This window comes from Xanthomonas sp. NCPPB 1128, assembly GCF_001043115.1.
In the GTDB taxonomy this organism is placed as follows: Bacteria; Pseudomonadota; Gammaproteobacteria; order Xanthomonadales; family Xanthomonadaceae; genus Xanthomonas_A.
In genome coordinates, this window is record NZ_LFME01000020.1 from 68,564 (window position 1) to 92,883 (window position 24,320).

A 24,320-nucleotide genomic window follows, 5' to 3' on the forward strand; every position below is an offset into this window, starting at 1 on the left:
ACCCTTCCCGACGGAAGCGGCGCCGGCCTGTGCGGCGGCGGTCAGGCCTTCTTCTTGCGCGCGGCGATGTAGGCGCGGATCTGCTGCTGCAACACCGGCAGCGGCACCGAACCCTGCTGCAGCACCGCGTCGTGGAAGGACTTGATGTCGAAGTCCGGGCCGAGTTCGCGCTCGGCCTCGGCACGCAGGTCGAGGATGGTCAGTTCGCCGAGCTTGTAGCTCAGCGCCTGGCCCGGCCAGGAGATGTAGCGGTCGACCTCGGTGGTGACCTCGTGCTCGCTGAGCGCGGTGCGCTCGCGCAGGTAGGCCTGCGCCTGCGCCCGGGTCCAGCCCTTGTGGTGCACGCCGGTGTCGATCACCAGGCGGCAGGCGCGCCACATCTCGTAGCTGAGCCGGCCGAAGTCCTCGTAGGGCGTGGCGTAGATGCCCATCTCCTTGCCCAGCTTCTCGGTGTACAGCGCCCAGCCCTCGCCGTAGGCGGAGATGTAGTTCTCGCGGCGGAACGCCGGCTGCGCGCCTTGCTCCTCGGCCAGCGCGCCCTGCAGCGAATGGCCCGGCGAGGACTCGTGCAGGGTCAGCGCCGGCAGGTTGTACAGCGGCCGCGACGGCAGGTCGTAGGTGTTGAGCCAGTAAGTGCCGACGCCGCCGCGGCCGGCGGTCCAGAACGGCGCGATGTCCGCCGGCACCGGCACGATGGTGAAGCGCCCGCGCGGCAGCGTGCCGATGAACTTGCCGACCTCCCCGTCCACGCGCTTGGCGATCCACGCGGCGCGATCAAGCAGTTCCTGCGGGGTCTTCACGTAGAACTGCGGATCGGTGCGCAGGAACTGCAGGAACGCCGGGAAGGTCTTCTGCCCGGCCGGCGCCTGGAAGCCGACCTGCTGGATGATCGCGTCCATCTCCTTCTGGATCCGCGCCACCTCGCGCAGGCCGAGCTGGTGGATCTGCTCCGGATCCATGTCCAGCGTGGTGTACTCGCGGATCTGCTGCCGGTAGTAGGCCTTGCCGTCGGGCAGGGCTTCGGCGGCCAGCGTGGTGCGCGCCTGCGGCATGTACTCCTGGCGATAGAAGGTGAGCAGCTGCGCATAGGCCGGGATCACCTTGTCGCGCAGCGCCGCCTGCGCCTGCGCGCGCAGCTGCGCCTGCTCGGCGGCCGGGATCTGCGCCGGCATCTGCTTGAACGGCGTGTACAGCACCGCGGCAGTCGGATCCTTCAGCTCGGCCACATTGGCGATGGCGCCGTCGCGGCCGTCGAGCACCGCGCGCGGCACGCTGAAACCGCGCTTGAGCCCGGCGCGCATGTTGTCGGTCTGCTGCGCGAAGTAGCGCGGCACGTCCTCCAGCCGCGCGATGTAGGCGCGGTACTCGTCCGCAGTGCGCAGGTTGCGCCGGGCCATGAACGCCAGGTCCGACCAGAACGCGCTGTCGGAGTTGAACGGCATTTCGTAGGCGCGCAGCCGCACCGACGCGGCCAGGTTCTCCACCTGCGGCCGGTACACCGCCAGGTTCACCTGGTTCTCCGGCGAGAGCTGGGCTGCATCGAGCGTGTCCAGCTGCCGCAGCACGTCCTCCCACACCTTCAGGTGTGCCGCCTGCGCCGCCGCGCCGACGTCGGGCAGGCGGCGGTTGTCGCCGCTGCTGTCGCTGTCCTCGTCGGCCTGGCCGAGCTGCGCCTGGCGCCAGGCCCACTCCTTCTCGTAGATGGCCTGGAAGCGCGCATCGGCGGCGCTGGCAGCGGCCGTGGCCGGCGCTGCACTGGACGTCGAGGACGCCGGCGGTGCAGCCAGCGCGGGCGCGGCCACGGCAAAGGCGAGCAGCAGGGAAGCGGCCAGCGGGGTCTTGGCAAACATCGGCATGGGAGCGGCACACGGCGGGAACGGACCGTCGATGATCGCATTCCGACCCGGCTTGGCGGGTGGGCCGGAAGTCCTGTGTGGGGCGATGGCATGCGATGACAGTATTAGGGCATCTGCCAACCCGCTTTTGCCGGAACCAGCGGGGCATGCCGTGATTTTGTAGGAGCGGCTTCAGCCGCGACGGGCGTTACCGGCAATGCCCGTCGCGGCTGAAGCCGCTCCTACAGACAGTAGGCCTTCCGTAGTGATTAGATGCCCTACACATGCGCCTCGCCGTTGGCTGGAAACTCCTCACGGTCACGACTACCACTTCACGATGGAGAAGTCAGCCACATCGCATCCCAATAAGGGTAGTCGCCCAAGCGCGGCGCCAGGCCGGCACGCAATGGATTGGCTACGATGTAACGGGCTACGTGCAAGACGTCTTCGTCGCGCCGCAGCGCATGGTCGTGAAAGCCGCGCGACCAGACGCAACCTCCACGCCCACGCGCACGATTCACTGCCTGGGCACACCGCCCCTTCGCCCGCTGCATGGCATCTGCCAATGTGATCGTGGCCTGTAGTTCGATCAGGCCATGCCAGTGATCGGGCATCAGCACCCAGCACAGCAGGCGAGCATCGGGCCAGGTACCTCGTTCTGCCAGGCACGCCGCAGCCGCATGGGCGCATCGCCAATCGGCGAACAAAGGCGCACGCTGGAAGGTCACTGCGGTCAGCAGGTAGAGCTGCCCCGCATCGCTGTGGCGTCCAGTGCGCAGCGCACGATGGCCTTTGGCTGGTTCGATGTGCATGGCACCAGCATCTCGCTCATGGCAGCGCGGCAACAGCGGCGCCTGGCGTTAGAGCTTGTCGGAATAGTGCTCGAATCCGTGTCGGAACGGCACTGGCAGAGGCGGTGCACGTGCTTGCCGACATGTCCGCGGGGGCGGCAGGACCCTGGTCGCGGCTGAAGCCGCTCCTACGATGGAGCGAGCCGCGATCGGGAGCTGTTGCGCTCCGCCTGCGATCACGCGCAGGCACGCGGCGCGCTCAATGCGAGGCGCGGTCGCGGCGCCAGCCGCGGTGCTTGATGTCCAGGTACAGGCTGTAGAAGGCGGTGAAGGCGGGGAACAGGTTCTGCAGCACGCCCACCGAGTCCTGCTTGGCCGAGAACATGAAGTAGCTCAGCGTCATCAGGCTGCCGACCACGCTCATGTACCAGAACAGGCGCGGGATCACCGGCTTGCCGGCGCGCTTGGAGGCGACGAACTGCACCAGCCAGCGGCCGCCGAACATCAGCGCGCCGACATAGCCGATCAGCTTCCAGCCGGTGACGTGCAGCCCGGTCCAGTACAGCGCCTGGATCGGTTCGTTGAGGAAATGCGCGTCCATCTCAGCGCTCCTGCACCGCGGTGCGGCGGCTGCGCGCGATCAGCCAGGCCACGCCGCGCAGGTCGCGGATGCCGACCAGGGCGCGGTTGAGGTTGTTGTACTTGGACACGCCGGAGGTGCGGTGGCGGTGGTTCACCGGCACGCTCAGGGTCTGCCAGCCGGCGCGCTGCATCAAGGCCGGCAGGTAGCGGTGCATGTGGTCGAAGTACGGCAGATCCAGGAACGCCTCGCGTTCGAACAGCTTGATGCCGCAGCCGGTGTCCGGGGTGTCGTCGCGCAGCATGCGCGCGCGGATCGCGTTGGCCCACTTCGACGCCCAACGCTTGCTGCCCGAATCCTGCCGCGACACCCGCCAGCCGGCGAACAGCTTGACCAGCGGCGCGGCTTTGGCGCGCGCGGCCAGCAGCTTGGGGATGTCGGCCGGGTCGTTCTGGCCGTCGCCGTCGAGGGTGGCGATCCACAGCCCGCGCGCGGCCTTGACGCCGTTGCGCACCGCGGTGCTCTGCCCGCTCTGGCTGACATGGTGCAGCACGCGCAACTCCGGGGTGGAGGCCTTCAGCCCTTCGAGCACCGCCAGGGTGTCGTCCCGCGAATGGTCGTCGACGTAGACGATCTCGAAATCGATCGTGCCGCGCAGCGCGGCGACGATCTCGGCGACCAGCGGCGGCACGTTGTCGCGCTCGTTGAACACCGGGACGACGACGGAAAGGGAAAGCTGGCTCATGGATTCGGCAGGGCTGGGCGCGGGGGCGCGTGGGGGAAAAAGCGGGGCATTGTGCCGCGGAGCGATGATCCGCGCATGAAGCGTCAGGCGGTGGCGCCGAAGTACGCCCGGCACCAGGCCACCACCTGCGGCAGGCCGACCTCGATCGGGGTGCTCGGATCGAAGCCGAACGCGGCGTGGGCTCGCGCAGTATCGGCCATCGTCTCGATCATGTCGCCCGGCTGCATCGGCCGGTACAGCTTTTCGGCGCTGCGCCCGGCGGCGGCCTCGATCACCGCGATGAAGTGCTCCAGCTCCACCGGGGTGTGGTTGCCGAGGTTGAACACACGGTGCGGCACCGCCTCACTGGAGGGATGATCGAGCGCGCCGAGCACGCCGGCGACGATGTCGGCGACGAAGGTGAAGTCGCGGCGCATGCGCCCGTGGTTGAACACCTCGATCGGGCGCCCGGCCAGCACAGCACGGCTGAACAGCAGCGGCGCCATGTCCGGGCGGCCCCAGGGGCCGTACACGGTGAAGAAGCGCAGCCCGGTGGCGCGCAGGCCGTACAGCTGCGCATAGGTGTGCGCCATCAGCTCGTTGGCGGCCTTGGTCGCCGCGTACAGCGAGCGCGGCTGGTCGATGCGCTGGTCCTCGGAGAACGGCGGCGTCGCCGAATCGCCGTACACCGAGCTGCTGGAGGCGTAGACCAGATGCTGCACGCCGCGGTGCCGGCACAGCTCCAGCATGTTGACGAAGCCGACCAGGTTGCTGTCGACGTAGGCGTAGGGATTCTGCAGCGAATAGCGCACCCCGGCCTGCGCGGCCAGGTGCACCACGCGGGTCGGCCGCACCTCCGCGAACAGCGCGGCCAGGCCGTCGCGGTCGGTCAGGTCGAGGGTGCGGATGTCGGCATCAGCGCACAGCGCGGCGACGCGGTCGCGCTTGAGCTGCGGGTCGTAGTAGTCGTTGTAGTTGTCCAGGCCCACCACCAGTTGCCCGGCGGCGCGCAGCGCGCGGACGGTGTGGGCACCGATGAAGCCGGCGGCGCCGGTGACGAGGATGGGCATGGCGAAAGTCCTGGAAAGCGTGGAACGGCGTGCGCGGTGTGTGGGTCGGAACGGCAGGTCAGAACAGCCCGAAGCGCTTGCGGGCGACATTGGGCCGGGCGGGATCGATCACGTCCCGCAGGCCCTTGGCGTCGAAGCGGTCCAGCAGCGCCTCGGCCCCCTTCTTCAGCTTGAGCGCCATCTCTTGCGGATACAGCGGCACTAGGGTCATGAACACGATGGTCTTGTCGGCATCGACGACCAGTTCCCCAAACGCCTCGGGCGTGCTCACCGGCGGCAGCACGATCGCCCCGTCGAAGCCGACGCCGGGCGCGTACGGCTCGGCCGGGTGACCATTGGGCACGGTGTGGCCGAAGCCCAGCCAGGTGTCGTACTTGTGCGGCAGCCGCGCCAGGGTCTTGAGCAGGCGCACCGGCCAGTAATGGCGCTCATCCTGGAAGTCGTCCTGGGTGATCGGCCAGTCCGGCGGCAGGGTCAGCATCAGCTCTATGAAGCGCGGAGCCTCCACGCCCTCGGGCACGGCCATCGGCAGGTCGCTCATGCCCGAGGTCACCAGCCGCAGGTACGGTGCCTCCGCCGTCGCCGGCACCACGTGCACGTCCAGGTGCACGGTGTCGGAAATGATCTCGTGCAACACGCCGGAGACCGGCCCCAGGTGGCGCTCGATGTGCGCGCCGATCTGTTCGATGCAGGATTCGCCGCGCGCCGGTGCGAACGGCTTTTCCTCGCGGTGCTGCAGGATCGGGCTGCCGCCCGGGCTGATCTGCGTGTCCTGGTTGCTCATGCGATGCTCCGGTTGCTGGCCAGTGCTGCGGCGCGCGGCCTCAGCGCAGGGTCAGCGGCGCGTCCTTGGCCAGCGCCGCCTTGCGCTCCTTGCTGAATTCCCACCACGGGCGCGGCGTTTCGCCCTGCATGAAGCGCACGATCGACAGGAACACGTCGATCACGCAGTGGTCATGGACCACGCCGGTACGCAGGCACAGCTGCGCGTACATGTCATAGGGGTCGCGGCCCTGCAGGTGCGCGGGCACGCGGATGCCGATCAGGCGCAGGTCCTTCTCGCAAGCCGGGCCGACGTTGGGCAGGTCGGTCAGGCGCAGCAGATGGTGGCGGTCGACCTTGCTGGGATGCATGGCGGAGGCGGTCCTGGCGGACGCGGGCGGCGGCGCTCAGGCCTGCCGCGGACGCAGTTTCTCGAGCACGCCGTCCAGCGTGTCCAGGTCGGTGTAGTGGATCACCAGCTTGCCCTTGCCGCCGCGGCCGTGGGCGATGGACACCTTGGTGCCCAGCGACTCGGACAGTTCGGTCTCCAGCGAGGCGATGTCGGCCTGCGGCGCGGTGCGCGCCGGCTTGGCCTTGCGGTTGCTGGGCACCTTGCCGGCGGCGAACTGCTGCGCGCGGTGCTCGACCTCGCGCACCGACCAGCCCTGGTCAGCGGCGTCGGAGGCCAGGCGGCTGGCCAGCTCCGGCGACAGCGTCAGCAGCGCGCGCGCATGGCCCATCTCCAGGCGCCGCGCTTCCAGCAGCGCGCGGATCGCCGGCGGCAGTTCCAGCAGGCGTAGCAGGTTGGACACCGAGGCGCGCGAGCGGCCCACCGCCTCGGCGGCCTCGGCGTGGGTCAGCGAGAATTCGTCGATCAGCCGCTGCAGCGCCTGCGCCTCTTCCAGTGGATTGAGGTCCTCGCGCTGGATGTTCTCGATCAGCGCCATGGCGATGACGGTGCGGTCGTCGAGCTCGCGCACCACCACCGGCACCTCGCTGAGGCCGGCCAGCTGCGAGGCGCGCCAGCGGCGTTCGCCGGCGACGATCTCGAAGCTGCCCGGCGCCAGTTCGCGGGCGACGATCGGCTGGATCACGCCCTGCGCCTTGATCGACTCGGCCAGCTCCTGCAGCTTGGCCTCGTCCATCTCCTGGCGCGGCTGGTACTTGCCCGGCTGCAGCTGCCCGACCGGCAGGCGGCGCAGGCTCTCGCCCGGCTGCAATTCGGCGGTGGGCGCCGGCGCGGCCGCGCCCTTCGGCCCCAGCAGCGCTTCCAGGCCACGGCCGAGGCCGCGCTTCTTCGCTCCGAGGGCGGGGGGCTTGGCACTCATCAGACGGTCTCCATGGCCGGCATCGGCCGATTGCGTTCGTTGCGGCGGCGCACGATCTCGCCGGCCAGCCCCAGGTAGGCGACGCCGCCGCGCGAGGTGCGGTCGTAGCCGACGATGCTCTGGCCATGGCTGGGCGCCTCGGCCAGGCGCACGTTGCGCGGCACGATGGTGCGGAACACCTTGTCGCCGAAGTGGTTGGTCAGCTCCGCCGACACCGCGTTGGCCAGGTTGTTGCGCACGTCGAACATGGTCCGCAGCACGCCTTCGATCTCCAGCGCCGGGTTCAGCTCGGCGCGCAGCGCCTCGATGGTCTCCAGCAGCGCGGTCAGTCCTTCCAGCGCGTAGTACTCGCACTGCATCGGCACGATCACCGAATCGGCGGCGGTCAGCGCGTTCAGGGTCAGCAGCGACAGCGCCGGCGGACAGTCGATCAGGATGAAATCGTAGGCCTCGCGCAGCGGCGACAGCGCGGTCTTCAGCCGCTGCTCGCGCGCCGGCTGGTCCATCAGCTGGATCTCGGCGGCGGTGAGATCGATGTTGCCCGGCAGCAAGTCGAAGCCTTCCGGCGCGGTTACCCGGATCTGCTCGGCGCTGCTCTCGCCGAGCAGCACGTCGCAGGTGGAGGCGGCCAGTTCGCGCTTGTCGATGCCGCTGCCCATCGTGGCATTGCCCTGCGAGTCCAGGTCCACCAGCAGCACGCGCTGCGACTGCCGCGCCAGCGACGCGGCCAGGTTGACCGCGGTGGTGGTCTTGCCGACGCCGCCCTTCTGGTTGGCGATGGCGATGATGCGGGCCATGCGGGAGCCTCGTCGGCGATGGGGGTGGGACCGGGCATTATGCGGTCACAGCCCCCGTGGCGGAAATCGGGGCCGGCCGCGGCCGCCGCTCAACCGCGCTCGACCACCACCAGATGGCGGTCGGCGCCCAGGCCGGGGACCTGCAGCGGATGCACGGTCGGCGCCACCCAGCCCGGCGGCAGCGCGGCGATCTCCTCGTCCGGGCGCACACCCTTCATCGCCAGCAGGCGCCCGCCCGGGCGCAGCAGGTGGCCGCCGACGGCGACGATGCCGGCCAGCGTGTGCAGCGCGCGCGCGGTCAGCAGATCGTAGGTGCCGGCTTCGTCCAGCGCCTCGGCGCGCGACTCCGCCACCCGCGCGTTGTCCAGGCGCAGCTGGCGCACCGCCTCGCGCAGGAACCGCGCCTTCTTGCCGTTGCTCTCGACCAGGGTCACCCGCAGCTGCGGCCGCGCGATCGCCAGCGGGATGCCGGGCAGTCCTGGGCCGGTGCCCAGGTCGGCCAGCGCGCCCTCGCGGGCGAACGGCTGCATCGCCAGCGAATCCAGCAAATGGCGGGTCACCATCTCGTGCGGGTCGCGGATCGCGGTCAGGTTGTAGGTGCGGTTCCAGCGCGTCAGCAGCGCCAGATAGGCCAGCAGCGGCGGCGCCAGCGCGGCGGCGTCCAGGCCTTGCGCGTGCAGGCCCTGCTCGAGCGCGACACGGACGGAATCGGGGAGAGAGGCATCGGTCATCGGCGGATTATCGCAGGTGGCACCGCTGCCGCACTCTGACCCAAAGCATTTCCCGGAACGAATAGGAGGCTCAGCAGGCCGCCCGGGGCGGTCAGGCTCCCAACATACGTGCCAGGCCAGGTACCGGGTAGTATTCGAACGCCTTGCCGACCCGTTGCTTGTGGAGCAGGCCCGCAGCGACCAGGGAATTCAGGTCGCCCAGCGCTGTTGGATAGGTGATCGTGTGCGCCGACCGATGCCCGGCCACGGTGTATGGCCGATCAGGATCCTTCAGTGCATTGGCCAGCAAGGCGCGCTGCCTGTGATTCAGCACGGCGTCGCCCACATGCGCCTTGCGCAGCACGTGACGTGCCAGCCGATCTTCCTGTTGCTTCTTCGCGATATACGTGTGCAACGCCTGGATGGACTGCTCGATCGCTTCCAACTGCTGCGAGACGAAATAGCTCAGATCGGCACCATCGCTCTCGGTGTAAAGATAGGCCCGCATGTATTTCCCAGGCGACTTCTTCAACACGCTCGAAATCGACAGATATTCGGTCAACCAGTAGCCGGAGTTCATCATGCTCCAGTAGAAGAGCGCTCTGGCCGTTCGTCCGTTCCCATCAACGAATGGATGGTCGTATCCGATCTGGAAGTGAATGGCGATGGCGCGCACGACCGGATGAATGAAGGTTTCGCTCGCCGTGTCGTTCGCGAACGCACAAAGCCGTCTCATCCTGTCTGCCACTTGGATTGCAGGCGGCGGGACATGCAGCAGCGTCGGCGGGGAACCTCGGTCGTAGATGACGACATTGTCTCCCACCGAACGATATCGGCCAGAGTATTCCGCGCTTTCCAGTGTCCCGTCCGTCAGGATGCTATGCAGTTCCAGCACTTCCTCGGGCGTGATTGGCCGCTTACCCCTCTCGCGAATCATGTTCATCGCGAGGTAGTTGTTGTAGATCATTCTCTCCGACTGATCGCGCGGCAGCCTGCCAGTCGATAACATCTCTTTTGCAACCGCCCGGGTGGTGGCTGCTCCCTCGAGCTGGGACGAGGTCATGGCCTCTTCGATCAGCGAACGGATCAGAAACCTGTTCTGTCCACCGCTGCTCTCCATTCCTTTGATCGCCCCAGCCGCCTCGCGATCAATGTAGTGAAGTCTGCGCTGCATCGAATCGGTGATGGAAACGACGAAGTTCTCGTCGTCTTTGTCCACCAGATCAAGTTCGCGCGCCAGCGCTTGACGGCTCCACTTTATGCCAGCCCACCATTCTTCTGTGGTAAGGCCATCTGGCGCGACTCTATGCCTGAGTTTGTCCCAGTGCTCGTAGCTTCCGGCCACCTCGGGGCCGATCTTCGCCCTGAACACTCTCATCATTCGTTCAGGTTCTTCAGCAAGAAGACGCCAGCTGTCTGGGGGCGGCACAGGGAGCTTCATCGTGCTTTCCTATAAAACATATATATCTTTTTACATCAAATTGCATCAAAGCACGACCTGTCCAGTCTCCGATGCCGACATCGGGGTCACAAGGCTGCAACACGAACCAGAGGCCATGGAAACTACGGCAGCTCTGGCCACCAGGCCAACGCGGCCCGATAGCCGGGCGCGGCCTCCCATTCGTGCAGGTGCCAGGCCTCGGCCGCGCCCAGTCCCGGATCGCACCAGACCAGGTGCAGCGCACCGACGGCGTCCTCGGCGAAGCGCAGCCGGTGCAGGCCGAAGGCGATGCCATGGCCATGCGCCTTGAGCACCGCCTCCTTGGCGCACCACAGACGGAAGAACAGCGCCTCGCGTGCCGGCGCCGCCAGTGCGGCCAGCTGCGCCACCTCGTCCGGGTGGAAGAAGCGCTGCGCCAGTTCCAGCAGGCGCGGCCGCGGCCGCTGCCGCTCGATGTCCACGCCCAGCCGCGCGTGCGCGGCCACCGCCACCAGCAGGTAGTCGCCGCTGTGGCTCCAGCCGGTGTCCAGGTGCGCCAGCGGCGCATGCAGCCCGGGCCGGCCGCGCGCGTCGCGGCGCAGCGGCAGCTGCACCGCCGGCACCGCCAGCTCGCCGGCCAGCAAGCGCCGCGCCTGGGCCTCGCCGGAGGTCCGCGGCGGATGCGGGCGCAGCCACAGCGCCACCGGGCCGAAACGCCAGTCCGGCGTCTCGGCGGCACCGGCGGCCACGGGCGGCAGCGGCGCGCTCACGCGGCGCCCACAAAGCGCAATGGCCGCTGCGCTGTGCGGCCGGCGTTATACGGCCGCTTCACGGCGGCGCTCCTTAAATGGCGCCCACCCCACCGCTCCTGGTGCGGGCCGAACCGAGGAGTCTGACGCATGGGCATCATCATCTGGTTGATCGTCGGCGGCATCGTGGGCTGGCTGGCCAGCATCATCATGCGCCGTGACGCACAGCAGGGCATCATCCTGAACATCGTGGTCGGCATCGTCGGCGCGCTGGTCGCCGGCTGGCTGTTCGGCGGCGGTATCAACCAGGCGATCACCCTGTGGACGTTCCTGTATTCGCTGATCGGCGCGATCATCCTGCTGGCGATCGTCAACCTGTTCACCCGCGGCCGCGCACGCTGACGCGTCGCCCTCGCCACTTGCGCAAACGCCCGGTTCGCCGGGCGTTTTGCGTTTGCGGCCGCGCTCACGACGCAGCGCGGTCGGCCGGATGCCGCACGCCGTCCTCCACCGGCACCGCGATGGCCAGCGCGTACGGGTCCACGCCCTCCAGGCAGCCGACGTTGTAGCCGTACAGGCTCGGATCGGAACGGCGCCGGTGATGCGTGTAGATCCCGCAGGTACCGCAGAAGTAGTGCTGCGCGGTGTGGGTGTGGAACTGGTACAGGCGCAGCGCCTGCTCGCCCAGGCGGACATGCAGCGCAGCCAGCGGCACCGAGGCGACGATGGCGCCGCGGCGCCGGCACAGCGAGCAGTTGCAGCGGCGCGGGTCGACGATGCCCTGCGGCAGTTCCAGGTCGATCTGCACCGCACCGCAGTGGCAGCTGAGCCGGTGCAACGGCGCGATCGCGGTGTCGCCGACCTTGTCGATGCAGCGGCGCACGTGGCGCTCGCTCATGCCGCCGGCTCCAGCTCGACCCAGGCCGGCGCGTGGTCGCTGGGGCGGTCCCAGCTGCGCGGTTCGCGGTCGATGCCGGCGCCGCGGGTGCGCGCCTTCAGTGCCTCGGACACCAGGGTCAGGTCGATGCGCAGGCCCAGGTCGCGGCGGAAGCCGGCCTGGCGGTAATCCCACCAGCTGAAGATGCCGCCGTCGGCATGGTGCAGGCGGAAGCCGTCGTGCAGGCCCAGGGCAAGCAGCTTGTGCAGGGCGCCGCGCTCGGCGGTGGAGGTGAGGATGTGGTTGTCGCTCCACACCAGCGGATCGTGCACGTCGCGCGCGTCCGGGGCGATGTTGAAGTCGCCCAGCACCACCAGCCGCGGATGCCGCTGCAGCTCGTCGGCCAGCCAGGCGTGCACCGCCTCGAGCCAGCGCAGCTTGTAGGCGTACTTGTCGGTGCCCACGTCCTGGCCGTTGACCACGTACAGATTGACGATGCGCAGGTCGCCGACGGTGGCGGCGATGGCGCGCTTCTGCTCATCCTCCAGGCCCGGCACGCCGATCTGCACGTCGCCGATCGGCAGGCGCGACAGGATCGCCACGCCGTTGTAGGTCTTCTGCCCGGCGAACACGCTGCGGTAGCCGGCCTCGGCCAGCGCCGTGTCGGGAAACTTGTGGTCTTCCAGCTTGGTCTCCTGGATCCCGACCACGTCCGGCGCGAACGCGGCCAGCCACTGTTGCAGGTGCGGCAGGCGCACGTTGAGCGAGTTGACGTTCCAGCTGGCGATCTTCAAGGGAAATCCGGGACGGGGAAGCCGGCCGCTATTCTGACCGCAGCCGCGGCGGCGGCCAAACCCGCGGTCCCAGGCCGTTCAGCGCCGCGCGCAGCACTGCGCGAACAGCGCCGGCGCCAGGCTCAGGGCCTGCTGGCGCTGCGCCTCGTTCAAGCCGTCGAGCAGTTCCTCGGCGCCGAGCGCCTGGTCCGGCGGCGGGAACGGCCGCTCCGGCGGCTGCCGCGCCGCCAGTTGCCAGGCCGCGGCGTACGGCGGATCGGCCACCGCCAGCCAGGGCGCGCGCAGCAGTTGCGCCAAGGCGTCGATCGACGTGCGGTCGCCGTGCAGGGCGCGGTCTTCCAATTGCGTCACCACATCCTCGGCATCGCGCTCGTCGGCGGCCGACAGCGGCGTGCGTTGCCCCTCCGCGTCGACGCGACCGGCACGCGCGACCAACTGCGTCACCCGCTGCGCCAGCAGTTGGCGTTGCGCGTCGGCATCGCCGCGCGCGGCCGCGCTGCGCAACATCGCCTCGATCTGCGCGGCATCGAGGCCGGCCACGCGGCGACAGGCCGCGAGACGTTGCCGCTCGGCCATCCGGCGCGCCGCAGCGGCCGCGGCGTCCTCGGCGTCCGCGCCCGGCAGCACTGCCGGTCGGGACGGCGGCGCTTGCGCGCGCTGCCGGCAATCCAGCGCCAACAGCGCGGTGGCGAACAGGCGCTGCGCCTCGCTGGTGCCGGCCGCCAGCGCCGCATCGGGCGACGTGGTCGCGGACGTCGGCAGCGGCGACGGTGCTGCAGACCGCGGCAGCGCCGGTGCCTGCGCCGCGTTCGCGGCAACGGCGGGCGCGGCCGTCGGCGGCATCAGCTTCGCCGCAAGCGCGAACGCGACCAGCACCACCGCGCCGCCGCACCAAAGCAGCGCCCGCCGCATCGCCGCCATGCTCAGCGGGCCGCGGCAGTGTAGGCGTCGCGGTCGAACGCCATCGGCTGCGCCTGGCGCAGGCGCTGCATGGCGTCGGCCGCGGCCTGCTCGCGCAACTGCAGGTCGATCTGCCCGCGCACCGCGTCGAAGCGCGCCGCGGTCTTCGCATCGAGTCGGATCAGGTGGTAGCCGTCGGGGCCGCGCACCGGTGCGGAGACCTGTTCCACCGCGAGTTGGCGGATCGGCGCGTCGAACGCATCGGCCAGGTAGCGGCCGAAGGTCGGCGACAGCTGCCCGCCCTCGCCGGCGGTGGCGGTGTCGTCGGACTCGCGCATGGCCAGGGTGGCGAAATCGGCACCGCCGTCGAGCTGGCGCTTGAGCGCCTCGGCGCGCTGCAGGGCCTGTGCCTCGGTCAGGATGTGCCCGCTGCGCGGCCCGCCCTGCGGATGCAGGGCGACGAACAGGTGCCGCAGGTGGTATTCGGTGTAGTCGTCCGGATGCGCGTCGAACTGCCGGCGCAGCATCGCCTCGTCGATGTGCGCGTCGGCGCCGAGCCGCGCCTGCGCGGCCTCGGCCAGGATCGCGTCGGCGGCACGACGCAGGCGCGCGGCCACCACCGGGTCGTCCTGAAGATGCTGTTGCCGCGCCTGGTCGAGCAGGATGGCGCGGTCGGCGAAACGGCGCACCACCGAGGCGTCGTCGATACCGGCGGCACCGCGCGTGGCGTCGCCGGCCAGGGCGCGGTACTCGCTGGCGGTGAACTGCTGCGCACCGACGCGCAGCACCACCGGGTCGGCGCTGGCGGTCTCGGCGGCCGGGGCGGCAAAGGCAGCCAGCACGCAGGTGGCCAGGGTGGCGGACCTGGCGACGGACTTAGCGAAAGACAGGGACATGCGCTTCTCCAGGAGAGGGCGGCGCGCGGCGCCGAAGCGCCGCGGCCGCAACACGGCGACCGACCGCGGGGCCGGCCGCCAGGACGTGCAAGGACTCAGTCGTGCTTGCCGCGTGCCTTCAGGTACGCGATCGCCGCCTTCGGGTCGTCGGTGGTGATCAGGCTGAACGCCTCCTGGTTGACGATGAAGTTCAGATCGCCACGGTTGTCGGCGGTGTCGCGGCCGCCGGAGTAGGAGAAGTACAGGTCCGACAGGCGATAGCAGCAGGCGCCGCTGTTCTGGTAGAACTGCCCGGCCAGCGCGCTGTCCGGAATCGCCTGAAACACGCCCACGCGCACGCCGCGCTCGCGCACGCGGTCGGCTTCGTCCTGCAACAGGCCGCCGAGCTGCTTGACGTTGATCTCCATCGCCTGCTTGGTGTCGAGCCAGGCCGACACGGCATCGTTGACGTTGATCTTGGTCAGCATGTTGGTGGTGAACACCGGGATGCCGACCATGCTGCTGCCGTCGGCGCGAAACGCCGAACGGGTCGGGTACAGGGTGGCGTTGACCTTGGCCGCGACGAAACTGGCCGAGGCCACCGAGAACGCGGCATCGGCCGCACGCGACACCGCGCGGACCGCATCGGCGGTCTTGATGTCGAACACCATCGGGGTCTTCAGGCCGTGCTGCTTGAAGTAGGCGAACAGATCGTCCACGCGCGGCACGTGGTAGCCAGTGGTGGTGCGGCGGTCGGGGGTCAGCAGGAACAGGCCGCTCACCGCCGACCACGGCGTCACCGTGATCGACGGGTTGTAGCCCTGGTTGTTCATCGGGTCGTACTTGGTTTCGCCGGCACGGCTGGTCCACACGTTGGTGGTGCGGCCGAGGTTCCAGTCGTGCAGCACCACAGGCACGCCGTCGCTGGTCATCTTGATGTCCAGCTCCACGCCATCCATGCACTGGTCGTTGGCGACCTGCAGCGCGCCGCGCGAGTTTTCCGGCATGTCGTTGATGCCGGAGTACTTGCCCCACAGGCCGCGATGGGCCAGCACCACGGCATCGCCGCTGCTGTCGCCGAACAGGATGTTGCTCATCTTGGTGCCGACGGTGTCGTTGCAGTTGGCCATCGCCAACTGCGGCAGGGCGGCCAGGACCGTCAGGGCGCCGAGCACGCGACAGGTGCGCGCCAGGGGCGAGGGAACGAATGCGATCTTCATTGGGCTGCGTCCGGTTCTGAGGGAAAGGGGAGACACGGGGGGAACGAGCGCCGGTCAGGTCGTCGCATGGCGGCATCTCGTGTGCTGCGCTCCGCACGGACGTCTCGCGCAGGAGCCTGAGCCACCGTGATCGGCGGCGGCGTCGGGCGAGAACCTAATAACTTACTGTGAATTATTTATTTCCGGGGTGAGACCCGATGATGGACTGTGGACTGCGCCCCGATTTGGTGCAGTTTGGGTCGCACTGCTTGCCGGTGACAGGGCTCCGGACACGGCCCAGGCGTGGATCGCGCTTGCGGGGCCATTGGGATCGCGGCCGGGCGTGGTGCCGCATCGGAGGCTTCGCCGGTCGCGGCTGAGGCACGCCTCTTGTGATTGCTTCCTGGCGAGACACGCTGCCCCTTGCAGGAGCGGCTTCAGCCGCGACGCTTTACCGGTAATGCCTCGTCGCGGCTGAAGCCGCTCCTACACGCAGGTGCCCTATCGCCACGCCATACACGCGCGCCCTGGACGTCGGCTACGCCCCGCTCACCGCACCAGGAACGAGAGCATGCGCGCGATCCGCGCGTACGGTGGTTTCAGCAGATCGCTGCCGGCACGGCGCGACTGCCACAGGATCGGCAAGGCCTTGCTGAAGGCGTCGAAGCCGGCGCGGCCGTGGTACGCCCCCATGCCACTGGGGCCGATGCCGCCGAACGGCAGCGCGTTGGCGGCGAAATGCAGCAGGCTGTCGTTGACGGTGACGCCGCCGGCAATGGTGGCGTGCAGGATGGTCTCGATCCGCGCACGGTCGTGGCTGAAGGGATACAGCGCCAGCGGCCGGTCGCGGCTGTTGATCTCGGCGATGGCCGCGTCCAGGGAGCGGTAGCTGCGCACCGGCAGGATCGGACCGAAGATCTCCTCCTGCATCAGCAGCGCGTCGTCGCCCGGCTGCAGCACCAGCGTCGGCACGATCAACCGCTCGCGCTCGGCGCGTTCGCGCTCCACCGTGGCCAGTTCGATGACCTCCAGGCCGCGTGCACGGGCATCGTCCAGGTAGCCGCGCAGGCGTCGGTACTGGCCTTCGTTGACGATGCGGGTGTAGTCCTCGGCGTTGGCAAAATCGCCGTAGCGCGCCAGCACCTGCGCGCGCAGCGCCTGCACCAGCGCCGCCTCGCGGCCGGCATCGACCAGCACGTAGTCCGGGGCGATGCAGGTCTGCCCGGCGTTGAACCACTTGCCGGTGGCCAGGCGCGCGGCGGCCTGTTCCAGCGGGTAGTCGGCGCAGACGATGGCCGGCGACTTGCCGCCCAGTTCCAGGGTCAGCGGGGTCAGGTTGGGCGCGGCGGCGGCCATCACCTTGCGCCCGACCGCGGTGGAACCGGTGAACACCAGGTGGTCCAGCGGCAGCGCGGCGAACGCCGACGCCACCTCGGCCCCGCCCAGCGCCACCGCCACCCGCTGCGGCGGGAACACCTCGGCCAGCAGCGACTGCAGGAACTGCGCGCTGCGCGGGGTGTGCTCGGAGGGTTTGAGGTAGACGTGGTTGCCGGCGGCGATGGCGGTGGCCAGCGGGATCAGCGCCAGGTTGACCGGGTAGTTCCAGGGCGCGATCACCCCGACCACGCCAACCGGCACCGGCCGCACTTCCGCGCGCGCCGGCCACAGCCGCCAGCCGGCGCCGACCCGCTGCGGGCGCATCCAGCGCTTGAGGTGGCGCAGCAGGTGATCGATCTCGCCGAGCACGGTCATGCCGTCGGCGAGCAGCGATTCGTGGCGCGAACGGTGGCCGAAATCGGCGGCGATGGCCTCGGCCATCTCCGGCAGCCGCCGCTTCAGCGCAGCGCGCAAGCGCACAAGATCCTCGCGGCGCTGCGCCCGCTCCGGCTTGGCCGATTGCCAGGCCGCGCGCAGGCGCTGCAGGGTGGCTGGCAAGGCGGCCAGCGGCGTGTCGGCGGAAGCGGCATCGGCGGCGGAGGTCGGCATGGACGCACTATACGACGGCCGTCGCGGCTGTCGTGCGCGCCAGCCGTGGGTCGGGAGTACGCGACCGAGAGCCCATGGCTCACGGGTGGTCGCGTCGGGACTGAAGTCCCTCCCACAGAGGAGCAGGAGCAACTGGGCGACGATGATGCCGCATGCCGTCTTGGACCGACAGTCCACCTTTCCCGGGTCGGGACTGAAGTCCCTCCCACAGGTGGAACCTTCAGTCTGCGGCGATGCTGACGCGCCCCTTGTGGGAGGGACTTCAGTCCCGACGCGATGAACTCAGGCGCTCCCCCCGGCATCCACACGGCTACGCCGGCTCTTCCAGCAACCACGCCTGCAACTGCGCCAGCGAGGCGACTTCGTGGTGCGGCACGACGCCCTCCGGCGCGGCGGCCCCGTGCGCATTGAACCAGCAGGTGTGCAGCCCCGCGGCCAGACCGCCAGCGATATCCGCCTGCGGGTTGTCGCCGACCATCAGCACCTGCGCCGGCGGCGGATCGCCCAGCTGTGCCAGCGCGTGCGCGAAGATCCCCGGGTGCGGCTTGGCCACGCCCACCACCTCGGAAATGGCGATCACCTCGAAGCGATCGTGCAGGCCGGTGCGCTGCAGGCGCGCACTCTGCAGTGCGCCGAAGCCATTGGTGACCAGGCCCAGACGCGCGCGTCCGCGCAAGGCGTCGAGCAAGGCCACCGCCCCGTCCAGCGGCGTGCACAGCTCGGCCATCGCCGCCAGGAAGGCGGTGTTCAAGGTCTCCGGCGTGGTCTGCAGGCGCTGCGCCCAGTCGGCGAAACGGCGCTGCTGCAATTGCAGCGCGGTGATCGCACCGTTCTGGTACTGCACCCACAGCGGCCGGTTGCAGGCGGTGTAGTCAGCGTACTCCGCTTCGCCGAACTGCACGCCGTAGCCGGCGAACATGCGCTGCAGGCCGGCGAAGGCGTCGAAGTGGAACAGGGTGTCGTCGGCGTCGAACAGGATCCAGGGGTAGCGCATGCGCAAGGGCGGTGAAGTGGGGGACGGCCATGGTACGCCTGCCCGCAGACACGACGACGCCGGCCCGAGGGCCGGCGTCGCGTGCGGCGATGGCCGCGGCCTGCTAGGCGAGCGCGCTCAGTGGCCCGACCCGCGCGAGGCGCCCAGCCCGGTCTCGGCGCGGATCTGCTGCGCCTTGAACGCGGCGCGTTCCTTGCCGGCCTGCCCGCTGCGGTCCAGCACCGAGAACAGCCAGATGCCGACGAAGCCGATCGTCACCGAGAACAGCGCCGGCGATGTGTACGGGAACGGCGCCGAACCGGTCGGGTTGCCCAGCGTGTCCACCCACACCGACGGCGACAGCACCGTCAGCACCAGCGAGGAGATCAGGCCCAGGAAGCCGCCGATCACCGCGCCGCGGGTGGTGCAGTCCTTCCACAGCAACGACAGGATCAGCACCGGGAAGTTGGCCGAGGCGGCGATGGCGAAGGCCAGCGACACCATGAAGGCCACGTTCTGCTTCTCGAACACGATGCCGAGCAGCACCGCGATCACGCCCAGTGCGATGGTGGTGACGCGCGAGACCTTCAGCTCCGAACCCGGGGCCGGATTGCCCTTCTTGATCACCGTGGCGTACAGGTCGTGGGACACCGCCGAGGCGCCGGACAGGGTCAGGCCGGCAACCACCGCCAGGATGGTGGCGAAGGCCACCGCGGAGATGAAGCCCATGAACACATTGCCGCCCACCGCGTTGCCGACCAGCACCGCCGCCATGTTGGCCGCGCCCTTGCCGCCGTGGATGGTGCCGGTGGCGACGTCGGCGAACTGCGGGTTGGTCAGCACCAGAGCGATGGCGCCGAAGCCGATGATGAAGATCAGGATGTAGAAGTAGCCGATCCAGGTGGTGGCCCACAGCACCGACTTGCGCGCCTGCTTGGCGTCGGGGACGGTGAAGAAGCGCATCAGGATGTGCGGCAGGCCGGCGGTGCCGAACATCAGCGCCATGCCGAAGGAGATCGCCGAGATCGGATCCTTGACGAAGCCGCCCGGGCCCATGATCGACAGGCCGGCGCTGGCCGCCTCTTCCGGCGAGGCGCCGCCGTTGGCCGCCACCGCGGTCTTCACCCGCACGCCCTCGGCGAACAGCGCCTCGAAGCTGAAGTTGAAGTGCCACATGATTGCCACGGCCATGAAGGTCACGCCGGTCAGCAGCAGCACCGCCTTGATGATCTGCACCCAGGTGGTCGCGGTCATGCCGCCGAACAGCACGTAGACCATCATCAGCACGCCGACCAGGCTCACCGCCACCCAGTAGTCCAGGCCGAACAGCAGCTTGATCAGCGCACCGGCGCCGACCATCTGCGCGATCAGGTAGAACAGCACCACCACCAGCGTGCCGGAGGCGGCGAAGCTGCGGATCGCGGTCGGCGCGAAGCGGTAGCCGGCCACGTCGGCGAAGGTGTACTTGCCGAGGTTGCGCAGGCGCTCGGCCATCAGGAAGGTCAGGATCGGCCAGCCGACCAAAAAGCCGATGGCGTAGATCAGGCCGTCGTAGCCGTTGGTCATCACCGCCGCGGTGATGCCCAGGAACGAGGCCGCCGACATGTAGTCGCCGGCGATCGCCAGGCCGTTCTGGAAGCCGGTGATGCCGCCGCCGGCGGTGTAGAAGTCCGACGCCGAACGAGTCTTCTTCGCCGCCCACTTGGTGATCCACAGGGTGCCGGCGACGAAGAAGGCGAACATCCCGATCGCCACCCAGTTGGTCGGCTGCTTGTCGGTCTGGCCGACATCGCCGCCGGCGGCCAGGGCCACGCCGGCCGGCAGCAGCGCGGCCAGCAGCAGCAGAAGGAAGCGCAGGTGCTTGCTCATTGGCGGGCGTCCTCGAGGATGTCGGCGGTCAGCTGGTCGTACACGGTGTTGGCGCGACGCACGTAGATCGCGGTGATGGCGATGGTGAAGACCATCACCCCGATGGCGATCGGAATGCCGATGGTGGTGACGCCGCTGCCCATCGGCTGGGCCAGGAACGCCTTGTCGAAGGCGATCAGGCCGATGAAGCCGAAGTAGGCCAGCAGCATCAGGACGGTCAGCGTCCAGCCCAGCGCGTTGCGCTGGCGCTTGAGCGCGTGGTACTTCGGATTGGCGTCGATCTTGGCGATCAGCGCGTCGTTGGAGAGGCTCATGAGATGGCTCCGGTAAGTGGCCGCGGCGCGGATCAGAAGCTGTACTTGGTGGTGAACTGCAGGCGGGTGATGTCGCCCTTGGCGCCGCTTTCGATCTCGCGCTTGCCGACCATCAGCTCGGCGCCGATATCGACCTTGGGCAATGGCGAGTAGAAGACGTTGCCGCGGAGGCTCTGCACGGATTTGGTCACGGCCAGGCCGGTGCGCGCGGTGTCGTTGTCGTAGTCGCTGCGCGCGTAGATCAGGTTGGTGCGCAGCTTGGGCGAGAACGCATGGCGCCAGCCGACGTAGCCGGCGACCACCCCGACCGTGTCCAGGTCGCGGTCGGCGGCGTCGTACACCGCGTTCTGGGCGATGCCCAGGCCGATGTAGCGGCCGATGCCTTCGCCGCCGGTGAGCTGGTAGAACAGGCTGTCGCTGTCGCTGGCCACCCACTTCCCGCCCAGGGTCAGGCCGCCGGAGGCCTTGCTGGCGTCGGCGCCGGTGGCGCGGTTGTCGACCTTCTGCTGGCCGACCACGCCGGCGACACCGAAGCTGCCCCAGTCGCCCTTCCAGCCGTAGCGCACGGTCAGGTCCGGCAGCGCGCCGCGGTCGGAGCTGGCGGTGCTGACCACGCCGGCCACGCTGCGCGTGTACAGGGTGGTCTCCGGATTCTCCAGCGCGATGCTGAAGCCGCCATTGGTGTAGCGCACCTGCGCCTGGCGCACGAACACCACGCCGTCGGTGGGGCCGATGAAGTCGGCCGCTTCCGGCAGCGCCGCCGGGTCCATGAAGTTGGACCAGGTCTGGCCGGCCAGCCAGTGGTTCCAGTACATGTAGGCATGGCGCAGGGTGGCGCCGTAGGTGTTGGTCGCGGTCTGGGTGCCCAGCGCGTTGCCGAAGAAGTCCAGCTCGACCAGCGCGCCGGCCTTGTTGCCGCCTTCGGTGACGCTGTCCACGCCGAAGTTGATCCGCGAGAACTTGGCGTGGGCGTTGTAGTCGGTGCCGGACTTGGCGCCGCCCACCGGGGTCTGCCCGGGCAGGTACAGCGCGCGGCCGGTGGCGTCGTCGGCGAGCTGGCCGTCGCCGGTGCGGGTGGCCAGGAAGTCGGCCTTGATGAAGCCACCGACCTTGAAGGTGGTGCCGGGCGTGGCCCCCGGGGTGATCGTGGTGACCTGGATCGGCGCCTTGCCGGCCGGCGGCGCCGGGGCTGCCGGCGGCGGCGCGGCCTGGGTCGAGCGGACCGCGGCGACCTCGGTCTGGGTCTGCGCGATCTGCCCCTGCTGCTGTTGCTGCGCGGACAGCAGCTGCTGCACCTGCCGCTCCAGCTCGGCCACGCGGGTCTCCAGCGCCTGTTCGCGCGCCGAGGGTTTGCCTTGGGCGAAGGCTGCGCCAGGCGCGACCAGGGCCACCAACAGCGCAGCCGCCAACGGGCGACGCGCCAAGGATGCGATGCGGTTGCTCATTACTCCCTCCCGAATAATGGATGCCGCACGCACAGGCGCGGCCGAACCGCAGCGTGCGCGACGACACCCGTCGCGCCTATTGGCCATTAGTCGAACGTCGGCTGAGTTACGACCATCGTCTAAGGCCCGGCGCGTGTGCGCTTAACGCCGGATGCGGCACACTTCGCGTTGACGCGCCGCCGCATGCGGCGCCCCGTTCATTGCAGAGGGAACCATGGCCGATCTCTATCCCGTCGATCCGCAGTTCGCCGCCCGGGCGCGGGTCGACAAGACCCAGTACCAGACCCAGTACAAGGCATCGGTGGAACAGCCGGAGGCGTTCTGGGGCAAGGTGGCCGAGCGCCTGGACTGGTTCAAGAAGCCGACCCGGATCAAGGATGTCAGCTTCGCCCTGGACGACTTCCACATCCGCTGGTTCGACGACGGCGAACTCAACGCCAGCGTCAACTGCCTGGACCGGCAACTGGCCACCCGCGGCGACAAGACCGCGCTGCTGTTCGAGCCGGACAGCCCGGACGCGCCGTCCTACCGCGTCACCTATCGCGAGCTGTACGAGCGCGTGTGCCGGCTCGGCAACGCGCTGCGCGCCCTGGGCGTGCAGAAGGGCGACCGCGTCACCATCTACCTGCCGATGATCCCGGACGCGGCGGTGGCGATGCTGGCCTGCGCGCGCATCGGCGCGATCCACTCGGTGGTGTTCGGCGGCTTCGCCCCCAACTCGATCGCCGACCGGGTGATCGACTGCGGCAGCAAGCTGATCATCACCGCCGACGAGGGCCTGCGCGGCGGCAAGAAGATCCCGCTCAAGGCGAACGTGGACGCGGCGCTGAAGCTGCCCGGCACCACCAGCGTGGAGACCGTACTGGTGGTGCGCCACACCGGCGGCGCGGTGGACATGCAGGCCCCGCGCGACCGCTGGTTCCACGACGTGGTCGACACCCAGCCCGCCGAGTGCGAACCGGAACGCATGAACGCCGAGGACCCGCTGTTCATCCTCTACACCTCCGGCTCCACCGGCAAGCCCAAGGGCGTGCTGCACACCACCGCCGGCTACCTGCTGTACGCGGCCTACACCCACGAGACCGTGTTCGACCTGCGCGAGGACGACATCTACTGGTGCACCGCCGACGTCGGCTGGGTCACCGGCCACAGCTACATCGTCTATGGGCCGCTGGCCAACGGCGCCACTGCGCTGATGTTCGAGGGCGTGCCCAACTACCCGAGCGTGTCGCGCTTCTGGGAGGTCATCGACAAGCACCAGGTGACGATCTTCTACACCGCCCCGACCGCGATCCGCGCACTGATGCGCGAGGGCGAGGCGCCGGTGAAGAAGACATCGCGCAAGAGCCTGCGCCTGCTCGGCAGCGTCGGCGAACCGATCAACCCGGAGGCCTGGCGCTGGTACTACGACGTGGTCGGCGATGGCCGCTGCCCGATCGTGGACACCTGGTGGCAGACCGAGACCGGCGGCATCCTGATCACCCCGCTGGCCGGCGCCATCGACCTCAAGCCCGGCTCGGCGACGCTGCCGTTCTTCGGCGTGCAGCCGGCCCTGGTCAGCGCCGACGGCGAGGTCCTGGAAGGCGCCACCGAGGGCAACCTGGTGCTGCGCGATTCCTGGCCGGGGCAGATGCGCACCGTCTACGGCGACCACCAGCGCTTCATCGACACCTACTTCCGCACCTACCCGGGCAGCTACTTCACCGGCGACGGCTGCCGCCGCGACGCCGACGGCTACTACTGGATCACCGGCCGCGTCGACGACGTCATCAACGTCTCCGGCCACCGCATCGGCACCGCCGAAGTGGAGAGCGCCCTGGTCTCCCACCCCAAGGTCGCCGAAGCGGCGGTGGTCGGCTTCCCGCACGACATCAAGGGCCAGGGCATCTACGCCTACGTGACCCTGGTCGCCGACGAGCAGCCGAGCGAGGCCCTGCACAAGGAACTGGTGGCCTGGGTGCGCAAGGAAATCGGCCCGATCGCCGCCCCCGATCACCTGCAGTGGGCGCCGGGCCTGCCCAAGACCCGTTCGGGCAAGATCATGCGCCGCATCCTGCGCAAGATCGCCGAGAACGCCCCCGACCAACTCGGCGACACCTCGACCCTGGCCGATCCGTCGGTGGTGGATTCGTTGGTGAACGAACGGCTCGCGCGCTAGCGCGCGCCGGGATTGGGGAGTCGGGATTGGGGATTCGCCAAGGCGGTCCCCTCCCACTTCCGAGATCGCCGACGCTGCCGCGCTCTGCTCTTGCCGTTGCTCCAACGAATCCCGCATCCCCACTCCCGAATCCCCGCCCCATGCCCACCCTGCTGATCGCCGAC

General features: G+C 69.3%; 24 protein-coding genes. 2 read left to right on the forward strand and 22 right to left on the reverse strand.

What is annotated here, in order from left to right; genetic code table 11:
• Window positions 1–41: 41 nt before the first annotated feature.
• From ACP93_RS13250 to ACP93_RS13305, 12 genes are all read right to left on the reverse strand, one after another.
• Window positions 42–1,856 (reverse strand): DUF885 domain-containing protein, encoded by a 1,815-nt coding sequence (locus tag ACP93_RS13250; protein WP_204243690.1) that lies wholly within the window; start codon window positions 1,854–1,856, stop codon window positions 42–44.
• A 311-nt stretch (window positions 1,857–2,167) separates the two neighbouring features.
• Window positions 2,168–2,647 (reverse strand): REP-associated tyrosine transposase, encoded by a 480-nt coding sequence (locus ACP93_RS21185; RefSeq protein ID WP_204243691.1) that lies wholly within the window; start codon window positions 2,645–2,647, stop codon window positions 2,168–2,170.
• Window positions 2,648–2,885: 238 nt separating this feature from the next.
• Window positions 2,886–3,227: a lipid-A-disaccharide synthase N-terminal domain-containing protein gene (locus ACP93_RS13260; RefSeq protein WP_048491144.1), complete on the reverse strand. Its 342-nt coding sequence runs from the start codon at window positions 3,225–3,227 to the stop codon at window positions 2,886–2,888.
• A gap of 1 nt (window position 3,228) precedes the next feature.
• Complete coding sequence (locus ACP93_RS13265) at window positions 3,229–3,951, reverse strand: glycosyltransferase family 2 protein (RefSeq protein WP_048491145.1); 723 nt, start codon at window positions 3,949–3,951, stop codon at window positions 3,229–3,231.
• Between the two features lie 83 nt (window positions 3,952–4,034).
• Window positions 4,035–5,000 carry an NAD-dependent epimerase/dehydratase family protein gene (locus ACP93_RS13270; protein WP_048491146.1) on the reverse strand — a complete coding sequence of 322 codons (966 nt, stop codon included), beginning with the start codon at window positions 4,998–5,000 and terminating at the stop codon, window positions 4,035–4,037.
• A gap of 58 nt (window positions 5,001–5,058) precedes the next feature.
• Complete coding sequence (locus tag ACP93_RS13275) at window positions 5,059–5,784, reverse strand: suppressor of fused domain protein (protein ID WP_048491147.1); 726 nt, start codon at window positions 5,782–5,784, stop codon at window positions 5,059–5,061.
• 40 nt (window positions 5,785–5,824) lie between these two features.
• A complete protein-coding gene (locus ACP93_RS13280) occupies window positions 5,825–6,133 on the reverse strand; it encodes a helix-hairpin-helix domain-containing protein (protein WP_017908743.1) in 309 nt (102 codons plus the stop codon).
• 36 nt (window positions 6,134–6,169) lie between these two features.
• On the reverse strand, window positions 6,170–7,090 hold the full coding sequence (locus ACP93_RS13285) for a ParB/RepB/Spo0J family partition protein (protein ID WP_017908742.1): 921 nt from the start codon (window positions 7,088–7,090) through the stop codon (window positions 6,170–6,172).
• A complete protein-coding gene (locus ACP93_RS13290) occupies window positions 7,090–7,887 on the reverse strand; it encodes a ParA family protein (RefSeq protein ID WP_048491148.1) in 798 nt (265 codons plus the stop codon). The genes ACP93_RS13285 and ACP93_RS13290 overlap by 1 nt, the downstream gene beginning before the upstream one ends.
• An 89-nt stretch (window positions 7,888–7,976) precedes the next feature.
• On the reverse strand, window positions 7,977–8,618 hold the full coding sequence (gene rsmG, locus ACP93_RS13295) for a 16S rRNA (guanine(527)-N(7))-methyltransferase RsmG (RefSeq protein WP_048491149.1): 642 nt from the start codon (window positions 8,616–8,618) through the stop codon (window positions 7,977–7,979).
• A 91-nt stretch (window positions 8,619–8,709) separates the two neighbouring features.
• Window positions 8,710–10,038, reverse strand: a complete 1,329-nt coding sequence (locus ACP93_RS13300; RefSeq protein ID WP_048491150.1) for a Fic family protein — start codon at window positions 10,036–10,038, stop codon at window positions 8,710–8,712.
• 122 nt (window positions 10,039–10,160) lie between these two features.
• A complete protein-coding gene (locus ACP93_RS13305; RefSeq protein ID WP_082143462.1) occupies window positions 10,161–10,787 on the reverse strand; it encodes a 4'-phosphopantetheinyl transferase family protein in 627 nt (208 codons plus the stop codon).
• Between the two features lie 129 nt (window positions 10,788–10,916).
• On the opposite strand from ACP93_RS13305, the gene ACP93_RS13310 reads away from it, so the two are divergent.
• Window positions 10,917–11,168 (forward strand): GlsB/YeaQ/YmgE family stress response membrane protein, encoded by a 252-nt coding sequence (locus ACP93_RS13310; protein WP_048491151.1) that lies wholly within the window; start codon window positions 10,917–10,919, stop codon window positions 11,166–11,168.
• A gap of 64 nt (window positions 11,169–11,232) precedes the next feature.
• Here ACP93_RS13310 and ACP93_RS13315 read toward each other — a convergent pair whose 3' ends face one another.
• The 10 genes from ACP93_RS13315 to ACP93_RS13360 form a co-directional block, all read right to left on the reverse strand.
• The gene (locus ACP93_RS13315; RefSeq protein ID WP_048491152.1) at window positions 11,233–11,664 is read right to left on the reverse strand and encodes a GFA family protein; all 432 of its coding nucleotides are present in this window, start codon (window positions 11,662–11,664) and stop codon (window positions 11,233–11,235) included.
• Window positions 11,661–12,437, reverse strand: a complete 777-nt coding sequence (gene xth / locus ACP93_RS13320; RefSeq protein WP_048491153.1) for an exodeoxyribonuclease III — start codon at window positions 12,435–12,437, stop codon at window positions 11,661–11,663. The genes ACP93_RS13315 and xth overlap by 4 nt, the downstream gene beginning before the upstream one ends.
• 78 nt (window positions 12,438–12,515) lie before the next feature.
• Window positions 12,516–13,349 (reverse strand): hypothetical protein, encoded by an 834-nt coding sequence (locus ACP93_RS13325; protein WP_131721626.1) that lies wholly within the window; start codon window positions 13,347–13,349, stop codon window positions 12,516–12,518.
• Window positions 13,350–13,360: 11 nt separating this feature from the next.
• The gene (locus ACP93_RS13330) at window positions 13,361–14,233 is read right to left on the reverse strand and encodes a peptidylprolyl isomerase (protein WP_048491154.1); all 873 of its coding nucleotides are present in this window, start codon (window positions 14,231–14,233) and stop codon (window positions 13,361–13,363) included.
• Between the two features lie 95 nt (window positions 14,234–14,328).
• Entirely contained in the window at window positions 14,329–15,432 is a 1,104-nt protein-coding gene (locus ACP93_RS13335; protein WP_048491155.1) for a glycerophosphodiester phosphodiesterase family protein, read from the reverse strand.
• A 528-nt stretch (window positions 15,433–15,960) separates the two neighbouring features.
• Window positions 15,961–17,397 (reverse strand): coniferyl aldehyde dehydrogenase, encoded by a 1,437-nt coding sequence (locus ACP93_RS13340; protein WP_048491156.1) that lies wholly within the window; start codon window positions 17,395–17,397, stop codon window positions 15,961–15,963.
• Window positions 17,398–17,707: 310 nt separating this feature from the next.
• On the reverse strand, window positions 17,708–18,391 hold the full coding sequence (gene yjjG, locus ACP93_RS13345; protein WP_048491157.1) for a pyrimidine 5'-nucleotidase: 684 nt from the start codon (window positions 18,389–18,391) through the stop codon (window positions 17,708–17,710).
• A 117-nt stretch (window positions 18,392–18,508) separates the two neighbouring features.
• Window positions 18,509–20,239 carry a cation acetate symporter gene (locus ACP93_RS13350; protein ID WP_048491158.1) on the reverse strand — a complete coding sequence of 577 codons (1,731 nt, stop codon included), beginning with the start codon at window positions 20,237–20,239 and terminating at the stop codon, window positions 18,509–18,511.
• Window positions 20,236–20,553, reverse strand: coding sequence for a DUF485 domain-containing protein (locus ACP93_RS13355; RefSeq protein ID WP_017915354.1), 318 nt, complete (start codon window positions 20,551–20,553; stop codon window positions 20,236–20,238). The genes ACP93_RS13350 and ACP93_RS13355 overlap by 4 nt, the downstream gene beginning before the upstream one ends.
• 32 nt (window positions 20,554–20,585) lie before the next feature.
• On the reverse strand, window positions 20,586–21,998 hold the full coding sequence (locus tag ACP93_RS13360; RefSeq protein ID WP_048491159.1) for a DcaP family trimeric outer membrane transporter: 1,413 nt from the start codon (window positions 21,996–21,998) through the stop codon (window positions 20,586–20,588).
• A 214-nt stretch (window positions 21,999–22,212) separates the two neighbouring features.
• On the opposite strand from ACP93_RS13360, the gene acs reads away from it, so the two are divergent.
• The gene (gene acs / locus ACP93_RS13365; protein WP_048491160.1) at window positions 22,213–24,156 is read left to right on the forward strand and encodes an acetate--CoA ligase; all 1,944 of its coding nucleotides are present in this window, start codon (window positions 22,213–22,215) and stop codon (window positions 24,154–24,156) included.
• Window positions 24,157–24,320: the final 164 nt, after the last annotated feature.

Bases quoted from the DNA above. Each gene is read 5' to 3' on its own strand.
- ACP93_RS13350 (WP_048491158.1), bottom strand. From the start codon at position 20,239: ATGAGCAAGCACCTGCGCTTCCTTCTGCTGCTGCTGGCCGCGCTGCTG.
- rsmG (WP_048491149.1), bottom strand. From the start codon at position 8,618: ATGACCGATGCCTCTCTCCCCGATTCCGTCCGTGTCGCGCTCGAGCAG.
- ACP93_RS13330 (WP_048491154.1), bottom strand. From the start codon at position 14,233: ATGTCCCTGTCTTTCGCTAAGTCCGTCGCCAGGTCCGCCACCCTGGCC.
- yjjG (WP_048491157.1), bottom strand. From the start codon at position 18,391: ATGCGCTACCCCTGGATCCTGTTCGACGCCGACGACACCCTGTTCCAC.
- ACP93_RS13290 (WP_048491148.1), bottom strand. From the start codon at position 7,887: ATGGCCCGCATCATCGCCATCGCCAACCAGAAGGGCGGCGTCGGCAAG.
- ACP93_RS13275 (WP_048491147.1), bottom strand. From the start codon at position 5,784: ATGAGCAACCAGGACACGCAGATCAGCCCGGGCGGCAGCCCGATCCTG.
- ACP93_RS13340 (WP_048491156.1), bottom strand. From the start codon at position 17,397: ATGCCGACCTCCGCCGCCGATGCCGCTTCCGCCGACACGCCGCTGGCC.
- ACP93_RS13315 (WP_048491152.1), bottom strand. From the start codon at position 11,664: ATGAGCGAGCGCCACGTGCGCCGCTGCATCGACAAGGTCGGCGACACC.
- ACP93_RS13270 (WP_048491146.1), bottom strand. From the start codon at position 5,000: ATGCCCATCCTCGTCACCGGCGCCGCCGGCTTCATCGGTGCCCACACC.
- ACP93_RS13285 (WP_017908742.1), bottom strand. From the start codon at position 7,090: ATGAGTGCCAAGCCCCCCGCCCTCGGAGCGAAGAAGCGCGGCCTCGGC.
- ACP93_RS13260 (WP_048491144.1), bottom strand. From the start codon at position 3,227: ATGGACGCGCATTTCCTCAACGAACCGATCCAGGCGCTGTACTGGACC.
- acs (WP_048491160.1), top strand. From the start codon at position 22,213: ATGGCCGATCTCTATCCCGTCGATCCGCAGTTCGCCGCCCGGGCGCGG.
- ACP93_RS13310 (WP_048491151.1), top strand. From the start codon at position 10,917: ATGGGCATCATCATCTGGTTGATCGTCGGCGGCATCGTGGGCTGGCTG.
- ACP93_RS13265 (WP_048491145.1), bottom strand. From the start codon at position 3,951: ATGAGCCAGCTTTCCCTTTCCGTCGTCGTCCCGGTGTTCAACGAGCGC.
- ACP93_RS13355 (WP_017915354.1), bottom strand. From the start codon at position 20,553: ATGAGCCTCTCCAACGACGCGCTGATCGCCAAGATCGACGCCAATCCG.
- ACP93_RS13360 (WP_048491159.1), bottom strand. From the start codon at position 21,998: ATGAGCAACCGCATCGCATCCTTGGCGCGTCGCCCGTTGGCGGCTGCG.
- ACP93_RS21185 (WP_204243691.1), bottom strand. From the start codon at position 2,647: ATGCACATCGAACCAGCCAAAGGCCATCGTGCGCTGCGCACTGGACGC.
- ACP93_RS13250 (WP_204243690.1), bottom strand. From the start codon at position 1,856: ATGCCGATGTTTGCCAAGACCCCGCTGGCCGCTTCCCTGCTGCTCGCC.
- ACP93_RS13300 (WP_048491150.1), bottom strand. From the start codon at position 10,038: ATGAAGCTCCCTGTGCCGCCCCCAGACAGCTGGCGTCTTCTTGCTGAA.
- ACP93_RS13280 (WP_017908743.1), bottom strand. From the start codon at position 6,133: ATGCATCCCAGCAAGGTCGACCGCCACCATCTGCTGCGCCTGACCGAC.
- ACP93_RS13325 (WP_131721626.1), bottom strand. From the start codon at position 13,349: ATGCGGCGGGCGCTGCTTTGGTGCGGCGGCGCGGTGGTGCTGGTCGCG.
- ACP93_RS13335 (WP_048491155.1), bottom strand. From the start codon at position 15,432: ATGAAGATCGCATTCGTTCCCTCGCCCCTGGCGCGCACCTGTCGCGTG.